General features: G+C 33.8%; 20 protein-coding genes and 1 tRNA gene. 9 read left to right on the top strand and 12 right to left on the bottom strand.

Features of this window, described 5'->3' with window-relative positions:
- Nucleotides 1-100: 100 nt before the first annotated feature.
- Genes ACQY2P_RS06110 through ACQY2P_RS06100 form a run of 3 tightly spaced genes read left to right on the top strand, consistent with a single transcriptional unit; the run spans nucleotide 101 to nucleotide 1,388 of the window.
- Nucleotides 101-520: an EVE domain-containing protein gene (locus ACQY2P_RS06110; protein ID WP_428325791.1), complete on the top strand. Its 420-nt coding sequence runs from the start codon at nucleotides 101-103 to the stop codon at nucleotides 518-520.
- 43 nt (nucleotides 521-563) lie between these two features.
- Entirely contained in the window at nucleotides 564-803 is a 240-nt protein-coding gene (locus ACQY2P_RS06105) for an Lrp/AsnC ligand binding domain-containing protein (protein ID WP_048079305.1), read from the top strand.
- A gap of 18 nt (nucleotides 804-821) precedes the next feature.
- A complete protein-coding gene (locus tag ACQY2P_RS06100) occupies nucleotides 822-1,388 on the top strand; it encodes a hypothetical protein (RefSeq protein ID WP_428325790.1) in 567 nt (188 codons plus the stop codon).
- 2 nt (nucleotides 1,389-1,390) lie between these two features.
- On the opposite strand, the gene ACQY2P_RS06095 is transcribed toward ACQY2P_RS06100, so the two are convergent.
- Complete coding sequence (locus tag ACQY2P_RS06095) at nucleotides 1,391-2,023, bottom strand: hypothetical protein (RefSeq protein WP_428325789.1); 633 nt, start codon at nucleotides 2,021-2,023, stop codon at nucleotides 1,391-1,393.
- Nucleotides 2,024-2,153: 130 nt separating this feature from the next.
- On the opposite strand from ACQY2P_RS06095, the gene ACQY2P_RS06090 reads away from it, so the two are divergent.
- Nucleotides 2,154-4,436 (top strand): aconitate hydratase, encoded by a 2,283-nt coding sequence (locus tag ACQY2P_RS06090; protein ID WP_428325788.1) that lies wholly within the window; start codon nucleotides 2,154-2,156, stop codon nucleotides 4,434-4,436.
- On the opposite strand, the gene ACQY2P_RS06085 is transcribed toward ACQY2P_RS06090, so the two are convergent.
- Nucleotides 4,437-4,513 (bottom strand) — tRNA-Trp (locus ACQY2P_RS06085).
- A gap of 90 nt (nucleotides 4,514-4,603) precedes the next feature.
- On the opposite strand from ACQY2P_RS06085, the gene ACQY2P_RS06080 reads away from it, so the two are divergent.
- The 5 genes from ACQY2P_RS06080 to ACQY2P_RS06060 all read left to right on the top strand — a co-directional run bounded on the left by ACQY2P_RS06080 (nucleotide 4,604) and on the right by ACQY2P_RS06060 (nucleotide 9,946).
- Nucleotides 4,604-5,137 (top strand): hypothetical protein, encoded by a 534-nt coding sequence (locus ACQY2P_RS06080; RefSeq protein ID WP_428325787.1) that lies wholly within the window; start codon nucleotides 4,604-4,606, stop codon nucleotides 5,135-5,137.
- Between the two features lie 31 nt (nucleotides 5,138-5,168).
- On the top strand, nucleotides 5,169-6,137 hold the full coding sequence (gene pdxS, locus ACQY2P_RS06075) for a pyridoxal 5'-phosphate synthase lyase subunit PdxS (protein WP_428325786.1): 969 nt from the start codon (nucleotides 5,169-5,171) through the stop codon (nucleotides 6,135-6,137).
- The gene (pdxT, locus tag ACQY2P_RS06070; RefSeq protein ID WP_428325785.1) at nucleotides 6,134-6,751 is read left to right on the top strand and encodes a pyridoxal 5'-phosphate synthase glutaminase subunit PdxT; all 618 of its coding nucleotides are present in this window, start codon (nucleotides 6,134-6,136) and stop codon (nucleotides 6,749-6,751) included. Before pdxS ends, pdxT begins: the two co-directional genes overlap by 4 nt.
- A 14-nt stretch (nucleotides 6,752-6,765) precedes the next feature.
- Entirely contained in the window at nucleotides 6,766-9,081 is a 2,316-nt protein-coding gene (locus ACQY2P_RS06065; protein WP_428325784.1) for a valine--tRNA ligase, read from the top strand.
- 295 nt (nucleotides 9,082-9,376) lie between these two features.
- Complete coding sequence (locus ACQY2P_RS06060) at nucleotides 9,377-9,946, top strand: hypothetical protein (protein WP_428325783.1); 570 nt, start codon at nucleotides 9,377-9,379, stop codon at nucleotides 9,944-9,946.
- A gap of 1 nt (nucleotide 9,947) precedes the next feature.
- On the opposite strand, the gene ACQY2P_RS06055 is transcribed toward ACQY2P_RS06060, so the two are convergent.
- The 10 genes from ACQY2P_RS06055 to ACQY2P_RS06010 all read right to left on the bottom strand — a co-directional run bounded on the left by ACQY2P_RS06055 (nucleotide 9,948) and on the right by ACQY2P_RS06010 (nucleotide 16,059).
- Entirely contained in the window at nucleotides 9,948-10,343 is a 396-nt protein-coding gene (locus ACQY2P_RS06055) for a hypothetical protein (protein ID WP_428325782.1), read from the bottom strand.
- The gene (locus ACQY2P_RS06050) at nucleotides 10,336-10,722 is read right to left on the bottom strand and encodes a hypothetical protein (RefSeq protein WP_428325781.1); all 387 of its coding nucleotides are present in this window, start codon (nucleotides 10,720-10,722) and stop codon (nucleotides 10,336-10,338) included. Before ACQY2P_RS06050 ends, ACQY2P_RS06055 begins: the two co-directional genes overlap by 8 nt.
- The gene (locus ACQY2P_RS06045; RefSeq protein WP_428325780.1) at nucleotides 10,719-11,054 is read right to left on the bottom strand and encodes a hypothetical protein; all 336 of its coding nucleotides are present in this window, start codon (nucleotides 11,052-11,054) and stop codon (nucleotides 10,719-10,721) included. The genes ACQY2P_RS06050 and ACQY2P_RS06045 overlap by 4 nt, the downstream gene beginning before the upstream one ends.
- The gene (locus ACQY2P_RS06040) at nucleotides 11,047-11,268 is read right to left on the bottom strand and encodes a hypothetical protein (protein ID WP_428325779.1); all 222 of its coding nucleotides are present in this window, start codon (nucleotides 11,266-11,268) and stop codon (nucleotides 11,047-11,049) included. Before ACQY2P_RS06040 ends, ACQY2P_RS06045 begins: the two co-directional genes overlap by 8 nt.
- Nucleotides 11,265-11,432 (bottom strand): hypothetical protein, encoded by a 168-nt coding sequence (locus ACQY2P_RS06035; RefSeq protein WP_428325778.1) that lies wholly within the window; start codon nucleotides 11,430-11,432, stop codon nucleotides 11,265-11,267. The genes ACQY2P_RS06040 and ACQY2P_RS06035 overlap by 4 nt, the downstream gene beginning before the upstream one ends.
- On the bottom strand, nucleotides 11,429-11,641 hold the full coding sequence (locus ACQY2P_RS06030; RefSeq protein ID WP_428325777.1) for a hypothetical protein: 213 nt from the start codon (nucleotides 11,639-11,641) through the stop codon (nucleotides 11,429-11,431). The genes ACQY2P_RS06035 and ACQY2P_RS06030 overlap by 4 nt, the downstream gene beginning before the upstream one ends.
- A complete protein-coding gene (locus ACQY2P_RS06025; protein WP_428325776.1) occupies nucleotides 11,634-11,990 on the bottom strand; it encodes a hypothetical protein in 357 nt (118 codons plus the stop codon). Before ACQY2P_RS06025 ends, ACQY2P_RS06030 begins: the two co-directional genes overlap by 8 nt.
- Before the next feature lie 10 nt (nucleotides 11,991-12,000).
- Nucleotides 12,001-12,315: a hypothetical protein gene (locus ACQY2P_RS06020; RefSeq protein WP_428325775.1), complete on the bottom strand. Its 315-nt coding sequence runs from the start codon at nucleotides 12,313-12,315 to the stop codon at nucleotides 12,001-12,003.
- 193 nt (nucleotides 12,316-12,508) lie between these two features.
- Nucleotides 12,509-14,932 carry an AAA family ATPase gene (locus ACQY2P_RS06015; RefSeq protein WP_428325774.1) on the bottom strand — a complete coding sequence of 808 codons (2,424 nt, stop codon included), beginning with the start codon at nucleotides 14,930-14,932 and terminating at the stop codon, nucleotides 12,509-12,511.
- The gene (locus ACQY2P_RS06010; RefSeq protein WP_428325773.1) at nucleotides 14,932-16,059 is read right to left on the bottom strand and encodes a metallophosphoesterase family protein; all 1,128 of its coding nucleotides are present in this window, start codon (nucleotides 16,057-16,059) and stop codon (nucleotides 14,932-14,934) included. The genes ACQY2P_RS06015 and ACQY2P_RS06010 overlap by 1 nt, the downstream gene beginning before the upstream one ends.
- Between the last annotated feature and the right edge of the window lie 25 nt (nucleotides 16,060-16,084).

The raw sequence follows: 16,084 nt of genomic DNA, 5'->3' as shown, positions 1-16,084 counted from the left end.
AGGAGGTTTTGGCTAAAATACCAATGATCTTGTGCGAGTCAGAACCGGGGAACAATTTTCATAAACCATAAAACATCCCTTGATGCTACAAAATTTGAAAATGGTAAATTACTGGTTGGCAAAACAAGAACCTAGTGGACCTAGAGGTTACAACTTTGAACAACTAAAAAAAGACAAAACCACAGTTTGGGATGGAGTCCACAACAATCTAGCACTAAAACACATGAGGGAAATGAAACCTGGTGATCTTGTATTTTTTTATCATACCGGTGATGAGAGACAAGCAGTTGGAATTATGCAAGTTACATCAAAACCATATTCCAATCCAAAAGAAGACGTTGAGCGTTTTATTGTAGTTGATGTAAAATACAAAAAAACACTGAAACGTCCTGTAACACTTGATGAGATGAAGAAGAATAAAAAATTCAAAGACTGGGAACTGATACGAATCTCAAGATTATCTGTAATGCCTGTTCCAAAACCAATCTGGGATGAAATTCTAAAGATTTCTCAAGCATGAATGTAATCGGTTTATTGATATAGTCGATTTTCGTAATTATTACATGGCAACAGCTTATGTGTTAATCAACTGTGAACTAGGTTCAGAAGAGGCAATTATCGGCCAACTCAAGGGCCTAGAAGGTGTTAGAGAAGTTCATGGAACTTTCGGTGCATATGATATTTTGGCCAAGATCGAGTCTGATACTGTTGAAAAACTTAGAGAAACAATTACTTGGAAGATCAGAAAAATTGAAAAGATTCGTTCAACACTTACCCTGATGGGTATTGAAGGCCAAACATAACCACTCCTTTTTCTTATTATGATTTTACATTTCATCTTTGTCGTAAAAGAAGAAGACCGCGAAAAGCGTCAGTTTGAGTATGAATATGTCAAGAAGATGGCTCAATTCTTCAAGGTATGGATAAAAGAAAAGTTTGGCAAAGACTATGAGATTCAATGCGATGAGATGATAACAAAACCTACTAGCATTTTGCAAAAACTTGACACACATACTCTAATTCGTGATCATGAGCAAAGAGGAAAAGACATCTATCATTTCTATCTGACTCATTTCAGGCCAATGTGGACTGACTGTACTTGTGAAGGATATCATGCAGAAAACTTTGGAATGGTGTTTTGGGTAAAACCAAAAGAAGAAAATGATGAACTATACTTGGCAGAAAAAAACTGTACAACCGTATCTCATGAAATACTTCATGAGCAGTTACGACAGATGGGACGAAAAAAACATGCAAGAGAAGTTCATGACATTTGGACTAAACATCTCTTTGAGCAACTAGAGTTTGAACAGTATGATGAGAATTTTAAAAGAACTGATGGCAAACCAATGTTTTTAGCTATGGATACTAGAGAACTGAATTTGTAAAACTAACACTTTGTAACAGAGTAAATATTATTTTCAAAGTTTGCTGTCTTGAAATTTAATTCGTTTTCAGCATCATCTTTTCTTGATTTACTCAAGGTTTCTAATTCGACTAGTGCATCTCCTTTGAATCCTACTGAAGAACCGTAAATTGCATCAGTTAGCATAGTTCCGTGATCACCGCTCTTGATGTCATCTACTATATCGTAGAACTTGGTTGCGTCTTTTTTGTTAACTGGATGTCCTGTTGCCTTGTTTTGTGCAACTGCAATGTACATTCCATTGTTTTTGACTGCTACAGGCATCTTGTGATTTTTTCCGGTTTTACCAGGAATTGTTTCATTAACTAGAACCTCACACTTGTGGTACATGCTTGAGACATATGCATAGAATCTGTATTGAGCATATTTTCCTGCCTTGTCTTCTTCGCAACCAACAAAGACTTTGTGCAATAATTCTAAAGCGTCATCATTCATACTTTGTAATCTGTCATCAATTCTTCCCCTTTCAAGCAAGTCTGACTTGCATTCTTTTGCAACTAGAACTAGGATAAAATCAGGTAAATTGTAATTTTTCAGAGCTGCAACAAATGCGCCAGCTTGTGACATGCCAAACTTTGGAAAACCCTTATTGACCATTTTTACACCTCAAAAATCTGCAACTCCCCAACCTGTAATAGAAACCTGCTTTTGGCTTATAATTGTTAAGAATTTACATGCCTAGGGCTTTGTTTTTACAATTTTTTTAATTGTAAATATTAAATTCGGGATGCATTTTTTGCATAATGTGAATATTGATTCTACACCAGAACTTGTTTCAGGTGTTTATGCTAAACTAAAAGAAAATATCGTAAAATTTCGAAATGTTACAGGACGACCACTAACACTTACTGAAAAAATTCTTTCTGGACATTTTAACGAAATTGATGATACAAACTATGCTGGCGGAAAAGACTATGTCTTTCTAAAACCTGACAGAGTCGCATTACAAGACGTTACAGGGCAAATGGTAATGTTGCAGTTTATGCAAGCAGGACTCAAACAAGCAGCATTGCCAACAACTGTTCACTGTGATCACTTGATTCGAGCTGAAGTTCAAGGTGATGTTGACATGAAAGTTTCGTTAGATGAAAACAGCGAGGTGTTCAAATTTTTGCAATCAGCTGCTGCAAAGTATGGATGTGGCTTTTGGAAACCAGGAGCAGGAATTATCCATCAGGTAGTTTTAGAGAACTATGCATTTCCTGGCGGACTGATGATTGGAACTGACTCCCACACACCAAATGCTGGTGGCCTTGGAATGATTGCAATAGGTGTAGGTGGACTGGATGCTGCTGAAACCATGGCTGGAATGCCTTGGGAGTTACTATACCCGAAAAAAATCGGTGTTAAACTAACTGGTGAGTTGAATGGTTGGACTGCACCTAAAGACATTATCCTAAAAGTAGCTGAAGAGCTAACAGTTTCAGGTGGAACAAATTCCATCGTAGAATACTTTGGACCTGGAACAAAATCAATTAGCTGTACTGGTAAAGCTACTATTACTAACATGGGAGCAGAAATTGGCGCAACATGTTCTGTCTTCCCATATGATGAGCGAATGGAGACTTATCTCAAATACACAAACAGAGGTGACATTGCAGAGCTTGCAAACCAAAACAAAGAATCACTTGTTGCTGATCCTGAAGTTGAATCAAATCCTGAAAAGTTCTTTGATAGAGTAATTGAGATTAATCTCTCAGAATTAGAACCACACATTGTAGGACCTCACACTCCTGACTTGGCACGTTCTATTTCTGAATTGTCTGATGATGTAAAGTCAAAAGACTATGTTGATCCAATCTCTGTTGCACTAATTGGAAGTTGTACAAATTCATCTTATGAAGACATGTCAAGAGCTGCCAGTTTGGCAGAGCAAGCAAAACAAAAAGGAATCAAAGCAAAGATTCCGTTACTAGTAACTCCTGGTTCAGAACAAATCAGAGGAACAATTGAACGTGATGGACAGATGGACTCCCTCAAAGACATTGGTGCAACAGTTCTTGCAAATGCATGTGGTCCTTGTATTGGTCAGTGGAACAGACCTGAGCTAGACAATGATGAAAAAAATACCATTGTTACAACCTTTAACAGAAATTTCCCAGGACGAAATGACGGACATAGAAGTACACTAAACTTCATTGGCAGTCCTGAAATGATTATTGCATTATCTTTGGGCGGAAAACTCTCCTTTAACCCTCTAGTTGATGAGTTGACTGCAGCTGATGGAACAAAGTTCAAGCTTGATCCTCCAAAACCAGCTCCTGAAGTTCCTGAGGAAGGATTCATGAGACCAGAAGGAATCTTTGTTGCACCACCCGACAACTCTGATGGCGTAGAAGTAATTATTGATCCTAACAGTAAACGTCTCCAAAAACTAGAGCCATTTGTACAATGGGATGGAAATGACTTTGAAGAACTGCCAATCATGGTAAAGGCCAAAGGAAAGTGTACAACTGATCACATCTCCCCTGCTGGTGCATGGTTGTCCCTTCGTGGACACTTGGATAATCTCAGTGATAACATGCTTCTAGGTGCAGTTAATGCATACAATGACGAAGTTGGAAAAGGCAAGAATGTTCTAAACAATGAACTTGAATCATTTTCAAGCATTGCAAGACAGTACAAGGAAAAACAGATGAGATGGGTAATCATTGGTGATAACAATTACGGTGAAGGAAGCAGCAGAGAACATGCTGCAATGACTCCACGATACTTGGGATGTGCTGCAGTAATTACCAAAAGCCTTGCAAGAATTCATGAAACTAATCTAAAGAAACAAGGACTATTGGCACTAACATTTGGCAATCCAGATGATTATGAAAAAATCTTAGAAGATGATAAAATTAGTCTAGTTGACTTGAATAACTTGCAACCTGGCAAACAAGTCAAGTGTATCATTACTCACAGTGATGGTAACAAAGAAGAGATCATGTTGAATCATTCCTACAATCAAGCTCAGATTGAATGGTTCAAAGCTGGTTCTGCTCTTAATGTTTTGAGAAATAGATAGTGGTGGGCCCAGACGGATTTGAACCGACGACCGATGGTTTTGGAGACCATCGTCCTACCAGGCTAGACTACAGACCCACAAGAATCGACATATTCATCTAGGATTTTAACTTATTTTTGACCAAGATTTATTTGAGATCGACAAGAAACTGTATTTGTTCATAAATTATGGTAAAAAAAATAATGTTTGCACTAGGGGCAATTCCTGTAATCATTGCTTTGTTAATTTCAGTTCCGCTATTAACAAAAAACGAGATTCCAATTTCAGCTGCAAACTCTTTTGACAGAATTGATATCGAATACACAAAACATCAACTAAAGACAATTGATTATGGTGTAACTGAACGTACTGGTGCACAAAAAACCGAAATCCTTTTGATAAAAAATAATGGTGAGGCAAAATATTCAGTAACTGAACAAGGATATCTTCAACCAGACATTCGGAAAAACTTGGATGAAAAACAACTAAACAAAATCAGGGCATTGATTAAGGAAACTGGCTTTATGCAAATTCCGTCTGAATCCTTTCCAATCTTAGAGAATGTAACTGAATTTCAAAAATCAAATGTAAAAATTACTTTGAATGGTCATCCTCAGGAGATTCATTGGCCAGAACAAAATGCAACTAGTGGCTTTATTCCTCCAATTATTACCATGGTCGAAGCTGAACTAGACCATATAATTTCCGAAGTCCGTGAATAGGTACAAATAGCCTTTTTGCAAAAATTATGCTATGCTTCCACTATCTGGAGAACGCAAAGACGCTAAAGGAATAATTTCTGAAAAATCAGAATCAACTGATGTTATTCGCGGTTCTTCAACTCTGAAACGTGGCTTTGCCCACATGCTCAAAAATGGAGTTGTGATGGATGTCACAAATGTAGAGCAAGCAAAAATTGCAGAAGAGGCAGGCGCAGTTTCTGTAATGGTACTAGACAAACTTCCATCTGATGTTAGAAAGGCAGGTGGTGTTGCAAGAACTGCAAGCATTAGAATTATTGAAGATATCATGGATTCAGTTACAATTCCTGTAATGGCAAAATGTAGAATTGGTCATGTTAACGAAGCTTTGGTTTTGCAAGAGACAGACGTTGACATGATTGATGAATCTGAAGTGTTAACTCCAGCTGATGAACTACGTCACATTTGGAAATGGGATATGACAACTCCTGTTGTTAATGGTGCTCGTTCTTTGGCAGAAGCTTTGAGAAGAATTGAAGAAGGAGCTGCAATGATTAGAACAAAAGGTGAACCAGGAACTGGTAATGTTGCTGAAGCCATTACTCATATCAAAAAAGTAAATGATGAATTAAGAACAATAAAATCAATGTATGATTCAGGTGACAATCAAGATCTAGTTAGAATGGCAAGAGAGTTCAAAGTATCTTATGATATTGTAGAGCAGACTGCAAAACTAGGTAGATTACCTGTTGTTAATTTTGCAGCAGGTGGAATTGCAACACCAGCTGATGCAGCTTATTTGATGTCATTAGGCTGTGATGGAATCTTTGTAGGGTCTGGAATTTTTGCAGCTGATGATGCAGCAGAGCGTGCAAGAGCAATCGTTTTGGCTACAACATTTTGGAATGAAGCAGACAAGGTCAAAGAAGCTCAGAAAATGATTGATGAAAGACAGTCAATGTTAGGATTAGATGTTAAAACTCTAGAATTACGTATGCAAGATAGAGGCGGTTCAGCATGAGTGCAAAGATTGGAATTTTGGCCATTCAAGGCGATGTTGCTGAAAACGTATCATCATTGGTAGCATCAATTGCTGACTTGAATCAGGATGCAACTGTTCATATTGTAAAGACTCCTGAGGAGATTTCTGCAATGGATGGATTGGTAATTCCTGGTGGTGAGAGCACTACTATAGGACAATTGTCTTTGGTTAATGGCTCTCAAAAAGTAATCAAGCAAAAAGTAGAGTCTGGCATGCCAGTTCTAGGAATTTGTGCTGGAATGGTACTACTTGCAAGCAATGCTACTGATAGAGTTGTTGGAAAGACAGAACAACCACTATTTGATTTTCTAGATATTGAACTTGAAAGAAACTCTTTTGGTAGACAACGCGAATCATTTGAGGCAAATGTCTCTATGGATTCAATTGGAATTTCAAATTACAATGGAGTATTCATTCGAGCTCCAGCTATATCATCCACGTCTAATGACATTGAAGTTTTAGCAAAATTAAATGAAAAAGTCGTTGCAATCAAAAAAGGAAACATCATTGGAACATCATTTCATCCAGAACTAACTGATGATTTGGCAGTTCACAAATATTTTGTAAATCTAGTTAAAGATTCAAAACAATAATTTCAAAATTAAAAATGGACCCAAAAATTACAGAGAAAGCTTGGAATCCAGAGTTAGAGGCACAGGTCTTAAAGAAATGGCAGGATTCAGACCTTTACAAGTTCACTCCAACTGATGATAATTACACTATAGATACGCCTCCACCATACCCTTCAGGCAGACCTTGGCACATTGGTGCTGCTGCTCACTATTCCCAGATAGACATGATTGCAAGAACTGCACGCATGAATGGCAAAAACGTCTACTTTCCAATTGGAATTGACAGAAACGGTTTGCCTGTAGAGTTCTACACTGAGAAAAAACACAACATCAGAATGAGGGAAACTGACAGAGGAGAGTTCTTGCATTTGTGCCGAGAAGCACTAGATGATTTAGAAGAAGAGATGGTACTGATCATGACAAACCTTGGTTTGAGTGGTGACTTGAAGAACCATTACAGAACAGATTCAGAAGAATATCGTGCACTAACACAATCAACATTCATCAAACTATGGAAAGAAGGAAAGATTGTTCTAGCTACAAGACCAAACAACTATGATTGGGTTTCAGGAACTACAATTGCTGATGCTGAAATTGCATATCAAGACTTGATGACAAAATTAGTTCACATGAAATTTAAGATTAAAGATACTGATAAAGAAATCATCATTGCAAGTACAAGACCAGAACTACTCTGTGCATGTCGAACTATAATTGTAAATCCAGAAGATGAAAGATATGCACCATTTGTTGGAAGTACGGTAGTAGTACCAATTACAGGGGTTGAAGTTGAAATCAAAACCCATCATTCAGCTCAGCAAGACTTTGGTTCAGGAGCTGTAATGGTTTGTAGTTATGGTGATCAAAACGACGTTGCATTGTTTCGAGAGATGGATCTTGAAGAGATTGTTGCAATTGGTTTGGATGGAAGGATGACTGAAGCTGCAGGAGAATATGCAGGACTCAAACCAAAACAAGCTAGAGAGAAAATAATTTCTGATTTGGAAGAAAAAGGATTTGTAGAGAAAATCGAAGAGATTAATCATAGAACACCAGTTTCTGAGCGAAGTAAGATTCCAATTGAGATTATTCCAATGGAGGAGTACTATCTCAAACAGAAAGATTCTATTGAAAAAATGCGAAAATTAGGCTCAGAAATCACGTTTTACCCCTCTATGCACAAGCAGATTCTGATGAATTGGCTTGATTCTATTTCTATAGACTGGCCAATTTCAAGACGAAGATACTATGGAACAGAGATTCCTATCTGGTATTGTTCTAGTTGTAGTGAACCACATGTTCCTGAACCAGGAAAGTACTATCAACCATGGAAGGAAAAATGTCCAATTGAAAAGTGTACAAAGTGTGGTAATGGTGAATTTATTGGTGAGGATAGAACATTTGATACATGGATGGATAGTAGTGTATCTCCATTGTTTGTTACAAAGTATGAAAAGGATTCAGAATTCTTTAAGAAAACTTATCCAACATCACTTAGACCTCAAGCTAAAGATATCGTAAGGACATGGTTGTATTACACACTTCTACGTTGTGACATGTTAACTAGCAAGAAACCATGGACTGAAGCTTGGATTATGGGTTATGGTCTTGATGAAAAAGGAATGAAGATGAGTAAGAGTAAGGGAAATGCAATTGATCCATTACCAGTAATTGAAAAGTTTGGAGCTGATACATTTAGGTTTTGGAGTGCAAGTGAGATTAATCACGGATATGACTTTAGATGCAATGAACAAAAGATAGAGTCAACAAAGAAATTCTTGAGTAAGCTATGGAATGTTTCAAGATTCTTGTCTAGCTTTATGGTAATCAAAGAAGGAAAACCTACTACAGTGGATAAATGGATTTTGTCTGAGCTAAATAATTTAGTTAAAGACTGTAAGAAAGGATATGATGAATACAACTTCTTTGTTCCAGCAATTGCAATTAGAGAATTTACATGGAATTTGTTTGCAGCTCATTACATTGAAATGGTCAAAAAACGAGCCTACGGGGAAGGATTTTCAGAAGAAGAAAGAGATGCTGCCATTTACACTCTACACAAAGTACTATCAACAGTTCTAAAATTATTAGCACCAATTACTCCATTTATCACAGAGCATCTATGGCAGACCTTATACTCTGAGACTAGTATTCACACAGAAAAACAAGCTGAAGCTGAAAGTATAGAAGATTATTCCAAAATTACTGAAGAAGTTGTGCAGTTTAATTCCAAAGTGTGGAATGAGAAAAAGGCAAAGGAATTATCATTAAAGGACTCTATTACAGTTGAAGTTCCTGAGAGTTTAGCAGAGTTTAAGAAAGATTTGCAGTCAATGCATAATCTTGAATAAATTCTGAGACAAAAATATTGTCCTTCAAAGGATCTATTAGTTTTGGTTCAAGACTCTAACTTCCTAAAAAAGAATTTTCAATTTGAGGAATGTTCTAAGACATATTGGAGCACATTATTGACTATCAAAAACTAATTACAATTATGGAATAATAGTTGAAGTGGGAGGATGGCATACTATAGATGAATTAAAGAAGAGTTATGGCCAGATTCCCCCTGAAAAGATCTTAGAAATTATTGAGTAACTACCAAAAGATTCAATATTTGTACTTAGAAATTAAATGTGAACTAAATTGATGAAAATTATTTTTATTTTGATATTTTTCCTTTCTCTCTTTTTAGGTAATGTAGATGTATTTGCTCAAGAAGTAAATGATTATTCTTCCATATTAGAAACAAAAAATTTGCTAGATACATATGATTCCATGTTTGATATTCATATTAGTGCAACCTTAGCTGGTTTGTCTTTGACAGCAGGAGCATTCTTGATGTCTGGTTTATTTGGTATTCGTCAACCTTCTACAGATTTATTAAAAAAATACTTTGAAAGTGATGTTACAAATTTTGAATCATTTTATCAAAAAATGAATGAAGGGCCAAAATTTTTCATAATTGCATTTGTTTTCTTTTTGATAAATTTAGTAACATTGGTAACTGTATTTGATTCATTAGTAGACTCTTCAATTAATTTAGAAATTGAAAAAATGATTGAAGCTAATGTTGAAAGTATTGACATTTTTAACATTAGCATAATTCAAAAAACATTCTCAATTTTAGGAGAAGGAATTCCATTTGGATTGGGATTGTATTTTCTACTTAAAGGTGGAAAAAGAATACTTGATTTTTACACAAAAATGAAGAATTAATTTATTTGGAACTATTCCATGATTTGATAATCTTTGCAAAATCAGGGATGGTTTCAAAATTTAATTGATCAAGAATTTCAGAACGAACAAAAATCTTTTCTCTTCCATTTTTTAATTCTGAAATGTATCCCCTATCAACAAATTCTTTCACATATTTAGTAAGATTTTTTGGGTCTGTTTTAAGAGCTGATGCTAAATCTTGTGGTGAGATTGGATTTTTAGATAAATGAAGTACTGCTACTTTGAGTACTGAGGTTCCAATAATTTTTTTTAAATCATTCACGATAGGTATAGGATTAGCAATTGTGATTATTCGATTAATGTTATGTGTATCACTTTTGATTCTTTCAATATCATTTCGAATATCACGTATGTCTTCCTTTACATCATCACTCATTTTTCATTTCCTCATTTTTCTTTTTTTGATTAGTTTGTTTTTCCATCATTTTTGGCAATAAATCAAAATCTTCAAGGTCAAAACTACGTTTGAAACGTTTTCCTCCTTGTGCAGAAACTGATTCCCCTATCCCGAGTTTTGGCCATTGATTCCAATACTTTGAAACTGACTCTGTAGATGATTTTGCTTTCTTAATGACTTCTGTACTTCCGATTTTTCCATCACTTAATTGATACACAATCTTTTTTGTGTCTGAATCTAAGATTGATTCAAAAAATTTTCTTACTTGTTCATATGATGATACTTTGGTCCATTTGATCAACTCGGTAAGATCATTGTGAATATCATTCAAAGTAATTTCTGGTTCTTCTTTATTCATGTTGATTTTCCTCCATTTGTAGGAATGTCAATTCCAAAATCTTCTAAATTAAAAGTACGCTTAAACCTCACTCCTCCTTTTACTTCTACAGTTTCACCAATTCCTTGAGTTTTCCATTCTTTCCAACAATCCGATACCTTCTGACTGGATGATTGAGCCATCTTTACAACCTGTGTTGTAGGATTATTTCCATCACTAAAATGATAAATCAATTTTTCAGTATCTGTTTTAAGAATTGTAGTTAGGTGTTCTTTAACTGAACTAAGTGATGATACTTTAACCCATTTGAGAATTTCTCTCAAAATTTCAGTTTGTTCATTATTCTCACTCATTATTTTTCTCCTTTTTTAATTTTTTTTCTCCTAGATTTTTTGGTAAAAATTTGTATATTGCATATGTACCCATTCCAGTAATTTTCTCAATATCTCTAATAGATGCTCCAGACAAAACCAATTGAGCAATAAGAAGTTGCTTAATCATTTTTAGTTCTGATTGTTCATTATTCTCATCACTGCCTTCCTTTTCATTTTTATCCTTTTTTGTCATTTTTTGGTATCTCCTTTCTTTCGGTTACCTAAAGGGAATGTATTTCTGATAGTTTTTGCGTTCATTCCTGAAGCTTTTGAAATGAGTTCATCTGAAACTCCTTCATGTCTAAGAAGAAGAACTAATAATTTTTTTATTGCCTCAAGATCCTTATCTTCAGTCATTCTGTATCATTCTCCTCTGCTGATTTATTTCTAGAAGTTTTGTTAGATTCTTTGAGTTTCTTGATCTTACTGCTGGGTAACATTTTTCGTATTACACTGGATTCAAGTTTTAATGCATAACCTATTTCTTCAGACGTTGCTCCCAATTTAATCAAAAGTAACATCAATAGTCTTTTGATATCTTCATAGTCTTTTTTTTCATTAGTCATTTTTACTCTCCTTTGATTTCTTTTCAGAGATTTTCGGTACATCAATTCCTGCTTCTTCAAGTGAAACAAGATGTTTCATTCTACCAACAAATTTTTCAGATTCTTCTACAATTCCTGATTTTGCCCATTTTCTCCAATATGCTGTAATGGTACTTTTAGGAATTCCTGATTGAGTTGAAATTTCACTGGCACTACGAATTCCATTACTTAACTCAAACGCAATTTTTTCTTCATCACTTTTCAAAATTGAAGGAACAATCTGTGAAAATTTTTCTAATCCTTGCAGTTTTGTCCATTTGGAAATCTCATTTAATCTATCCAAAATTTTATCTAGTTTTTCCTCACTCATGATTATCTCCTCAGTCAAGCACCCCTGTTGTTTTGTAAAAGGAACCCTTTGGTGTCTTTTCTGCTATGATAATTCCAATTTTAGTAAGATCTGATATTTTCTTTTTTACATTAATTTCAGATACCTTCAATTCTTTGGCAATCTCTGAAGCAAGAGTAGAATAATTCCTAGTTCCATCACTTAGTTTGATAATACTTGCATTTACAGGATCTTTTGATATTGTTTTCTTGAAGTTATTCAGATTCTCAAAATTGCTGATTTTTAGTATGGCAAAAATACCATCCAACTTTTCTCCAATTTCTTTTAGTGTTGTATCTTGACTCATTTTATTCCCCTTTTGTGCCTATAATTGACCAAATTATTATCATTATAGTATAATATATACACTTATAGTTAATAAACTCTACGATGTTTTTTGTATACTGGTATAGCCAATCGGTAAATTACCGTACTATTTGTATCTGGTTTAGATTAATTATAATAAATGACTGAATTTAGGATCCACTGTATACCAAATATCAATGACTTAATGGCAAATTTCCTTCTTCTTCAACGCTTACCGTGTTATCTGGATTCTCCGTTATGTTTAGTACATAAGGCAAAGCATCTTTAACATCCTCAACATGAGTGATGAGCAATATTTGTCTAAATTTGGTAGTTAATTCATGCAATGCTTGAAGGATACTTGCTTTCCTTCCTTCATCCTGACTGCCAAAAATTTCATCAAGTATTATAATTTGGGTCCCAGACCCTCCAGATCTTTGAGACAATTCTTCAGAAATAGCAATTCGAAGACATAGATTTACAAGATCTGTTTCTCCTCCTGAAAATCGTTTAATATTGTGATTTATTCCATCATCATTAATCTTTAACGTAAAATCATCATCAAAATCAACTGAAGTATATCTACTATTTGTAATTTGTTTGAGAAGAGATGATGTTTTTGCAGCAAGTTGTGGTTTTATTCTAATCATTAAATCTGATTTAAAATCAATCATTAATTTTTTGAGTGTAGTTAATTCTTGTAATGTTGAATAGATTTTTTTGATTTCTTCTTGTTTTTGCTTTTCTTCTTTAATCATATTTTCTTGTTGTTGAATTTGATTTTGGATTTGAAGCAATTCTTGTTCTTCTTTAATTAAATCTTCACGATGAGTTTGATGCTCTATGTTGGCTTCATGTTTTTTATTTTTAACTTTTTGGTATTCTGTTTCATCAAAACTTATTGTAAATAATTCTGTGTTTTTGGAATGTAGTTGTTTAGTTGACATATCAATATTTTTATCAACTGAATCAATTTGAGAATTTAATTTATCAATTTGTTTTACATGTTCATTTAAAGCAATTGAGTTTTGATATATTTTTTCTAGTTTTTGAAATTCAGATATTATTTCGTCATGTTTAGTTTTATTATAATTAACTTCCTTAAAATTAAATAGATTGTCTTGAATAGTTTTTTCTTCATTTTGACATGATTTTAATACCTTTGTGTTTTCTTCTATTTTTGTCAATAAATTGTTTTTAATTTGATTTTGATGTTCAATTCCTTCTTTTTCTTGTTTTTTCAGAGTAATTTGTTTTTCAATACTGTCCGTGTGTTTTAGTATAGTTTTTTGTTCTTTTGTAAAAGAACCAATTTCATTTGTAATAGATTGAATGTTTTGCGTTATAATCCCAACTAATTTTTCTACCGTATCCCCAAGAGGTCTCTTACATTTTGGACATTCACTTTTATCTCCAAGTTCTTGAATTTCAATTAATTCTGCATTTAGCTCATTTTTACGACTAGTTTTCTCAAAGATTTTGCTGTCAATTTGATTTTTCTGTTGATTTTGATTATCCCATTCATCTTCTAATTTTCTTAATTCTTCATTCATAAGATTAATTTTGGAATCTAAATCCCCATGTGGTTTTATTGATTCATGAAACTCTGATATTTTTATTTGAATATCTGATATCTTATTCTTACAATTTTCGAGTTGAGTCTCCAAAGAAGATTTTTCTGTAAATTTTAGTTTTAAAGAGTCTAATTCCGTTTTTGTTTTAGAAATTTTTTTAAATTTGTCTAGTTTTGGTTTTAATTTATTTAATACCTTTTGTGCTTCAAGTGACTCATCAAGTTTTTTTGTTAGTGTAATTTTTTCTTGTTTACGCCCTTGAATTAATCCTTTAAGACCTTCTATTTTTGTATTAATCTCTTGATGTTTTGTATATTTTTCTTCTAATATTGTAAATCTATGTTCGTGCTCTTCTAGTGATTTTTTAAGAGTACTTACTTTCTCTTGATTAATTGTAATTGATTTTTGTTTAATTTGTGCTTGTGTTTGCATGTTTTGTAATTCTTCTTCCAATGTAGATACATCTTTGATGTATTTTTCGATTTGTTGAATTTGAAGTTCATTTTGTTTACTGTCTTCTTTTATCATTTTAATTGCATCTTCAATTTGATCAATTCGTAATAATCTTAGAATTGTTTTTCTTCTTGTAGACCCAGTCATACCTGTTAATCCATCTAAGTCTTTTTGTCGTGCAAAAAGTGATGTGATAAATGCCACATAATCCATTTTAGTTCTATGTGTGATGTAATCGGTAACAGCTGTTGTACCACTTACATGAGGATTAGGATTGCCATTAAGATACAAATTTGCAGATGGAGTGCAGTTTTTTCCGCTTAGAATTCGTTCTATTTTTAAAGCATCAGACTCAAAAGTTAATTCAATAATGACTCTACATTTTTCCCGTTCCTTTGCTTGACTACGTTTGATTTCATCTTGTTTGGTTCGTGCAGCATCAGAACCATAAAGACACCATGCTAGAGCCTCCACCAAAGTCGATTTTCCAACACCATTTCGTCCAACAATTCCTATCAATCCCGTAGGAAATTCAATAATTTCCTCTTTGTAACGCCTAAAATTTTCTAATTCTATGCTATTGATCCGCATTATTCTATCATCTCATCATCCTCAACTTTACTAAGATAGTCCAAACCCATATTTTTCATCAAATCAAATTTTTCATCAGGCAGATCTTGTTTTTTCAGGAATGTTTCAAATTCTTCACTGAGACTACCCATTGAAGAAGTGATAGTTTCCCCATCTGAAATTTCATTTATGAAATTGAAATTATGTTCAACATGAATTGCATCTTTCATTAATTCAGCAATTTTTTGCCGATTAAGATTTGAATATGTCTCTTTAGAAATATTATCAAATTTTAATCGAATAATACTATCTTTTGTTTTTTCGTCAACTAGAGTTTGTACGGATTCAATGATTTGTTCTGGAGTTAATTTTTTACAATCAATATTTTGATAATCAATCATCTGCCGTGTATGTGTAGGAATTTTTTTTACTGACTTGGTATCTAGATCTATTTCAAGAAAACATTTTTCTTGTTTTACTTCATTAAAGCTTAATCGTTCAGGAGATCCACAATAATATGCATTATCCCTGATTTTTTGTAAAGAGTGGAAATGTCCTAACGCAATATAATCAAAACCATATTCAAATACAGAATTTGGAATAATTTGTTCCTTAAATTCTATCCAAGAATTATCACTAATATCTTGAACAGTACCGTGAGTCACAAAAATGTTGTATTTACATTTATTATCAATATCAAGTCGGGATAGATTCTCTTCTAATTCTAACTGCGAATATGTATGAGGAATTGCATGAACGGCACAATCTCCAATGATGTTCTTGCTATACTTTCCACCATATACCGGAAAAACATATGGGATAAAATCAAAAATTCTGAAAATTGTTTCTTTGGTTCTCTGTCGTGGAGTTGAATGATTTCCTGCAATAATTACTGAGGGAATTTTTGCTTCAGATAGTCTATGAAACTGTTGTAGTGCCTCAGAGATTGCTTTATTGGATGGACGCACCATATCAAAAAGATCTCCTGCATGAACAACTAAATCTGGTTTAGATTCTAGTATGTAATCAATTATTTCTCTAAAAACTCGGTAGATGTCAACTTCTCTTTGATTTAATCCTGTTTCGGAATCTATCGCAGTATAATCACTGTGTCCTAGATGTGTGTCTGAGAAATGTATTATTCTCATATTTTAACAATTTTTTTAAATCATT

The sequence above is a fragment of the Candidatus Nitrosopumilus sp. genome (assembly GCF_965262695.1).
Taxonomy (GTDB): domain Archaea; phylum Thermoproteota; class Nitrososphaeria; order Nitrososphaerales; family Nitrosopumilaceae; genus Nitrosopumilus.
This window is presented reverse-complemented; position numbering and strand designations above follow the sequence as displayed.

Coding starts and splice junctions, on each gene's coding strand:
- ACQY2P_RS06110 (WP_428325791.1), top strand. CDS start 101: ATGGTAAATTACTGGTTGGCAAAACAAGAACCTAGTGGACCTAGAGGT.
- ACQY2P_RS06105 (WP_048079305.1), top strand. CDS start 564: ATGGCAACAGCTTATGTGTTAATCAACTGTGAACTAGGTTCAGAAGAG.
- ACQY2P_RS06100 (WP_428325790.1), top strand. CDS start 822: ATGATTTTACATTTCATCTTTGTCGTAAAAGAAGAAGACCGCGAAAAG.
- ACQY2P_RS06095 (WP_428325789.1), bottom strand. CDS start 2,023: ATGGTCAATAAGGGTTTTCCAAAGTTTGGCATGTCACAAGCTGGCGCA.
- ACQY2P_RS06090 (WP_428325788.1), top strand. CDS start 2,154: ATGCATTTTTTGCATAATGTGAATATTGATTCTACACCAGAACTTGTT.
- ACQY2P_RS06080 (WP_428325787.1), top strand. CDS start 4,604: ATGGTAAAAAAAATAATGTTTGCACTAGGGGCAATTCCTGTAATCATT.
- pdxS (WP_428325786.1), top strand. CDS start 5,169: ATGCTTCCACTATCTGGAGAACGCAAAGACGCTAAAGGAATAATTTCT.
- pdxT (WP_428325785.1), top strand. CDS start 6,134: ATGAGTGCAAAGATTGGAATTTTGGCCATTCAAGGCGATGTTGCTGAA.
- ACQY2P_RS06065 (WP_428325784.1), top strand. CDS start 6,766: ATGGACCCAAAAATTACAGAGAAAGCTTGGAATCCAGAGTTAGAGGCA.
- ACQY2P_RS06060 (WP_428325783.1), top strand. CDS start 9,377: ATGAAAATTATTTTTATTTTGATATTTTTCCTTTCTCTCTTTTTAGGT.
- ACQY2P_RS06055 (WP_428325782.1), bottom strand. CDS start 10,343: ATGAGTGATGATGTAAAGGAAGACATACGTGATATTCGAAATGATATT.
- ACQY2P_RS06050 (WP_428325781.1), bottom strand. CDS start 10,722: ATGAATAAAGAAGAACCAGAAATTACTTTGAATGATATTCACAATGAT.
- ACQY2P_RS06045 (WP_428325780.1), bottom strand. CDS start 11,054: ATGAGTGAGAATAATGAACAAACTGAAATTTTGAGAGAAATTCTCAAA.
- ACQY2P_RS06040 (WP_428325779.1), bottom strand. CDS start 11,268: ATGACAAAAAAGGATAAAAATGAAAAGGAAGGCAGTGATGAGAATAAT.
- ACQY2P_RS06035 (WP_428325778.1), bottom strand. CDS start 11,432: ATGACTGAAGATAAGGATCTTGAGGCAATAAAAAAATTATTAGTTCTT.
- ACQY2P_RS06030 (WP_428325777.1), bottom strand. CDS start 11,641: ATGACTAATGAAAAAAAAGACTATGAAGATATCAAAAGACTATTGATG.
- ACQY2P_RS06025 (WP_428325776.1), bottom strand. CDS start 11,990: ATGAGTGAGGAAAAACTAGATAAAATTTTGGATAGATTAAATGAGATT.
- ACQY2P_RS06020 (WP_428325775.1), bottom strand. CDS start 12,315: ATGAGTCAAGATACAACACTAAAAGAAATTGGAGAAAAGTTGGATGGT.
- ACQY2P_RS06015 (WP_428325774.1), bottom strand. CDS start 14,932: ATGCGGATCAATAGCATAGAATTAGAAAATTTTAGGCGTTACAAAGAG.
- ACQY2P_RS06010 (WP_428325773.1), bottom strand. CDS start 16,059: ATGAGAATAATACATTTCTCAGACACACATCTAGGACACAGTGATTAT.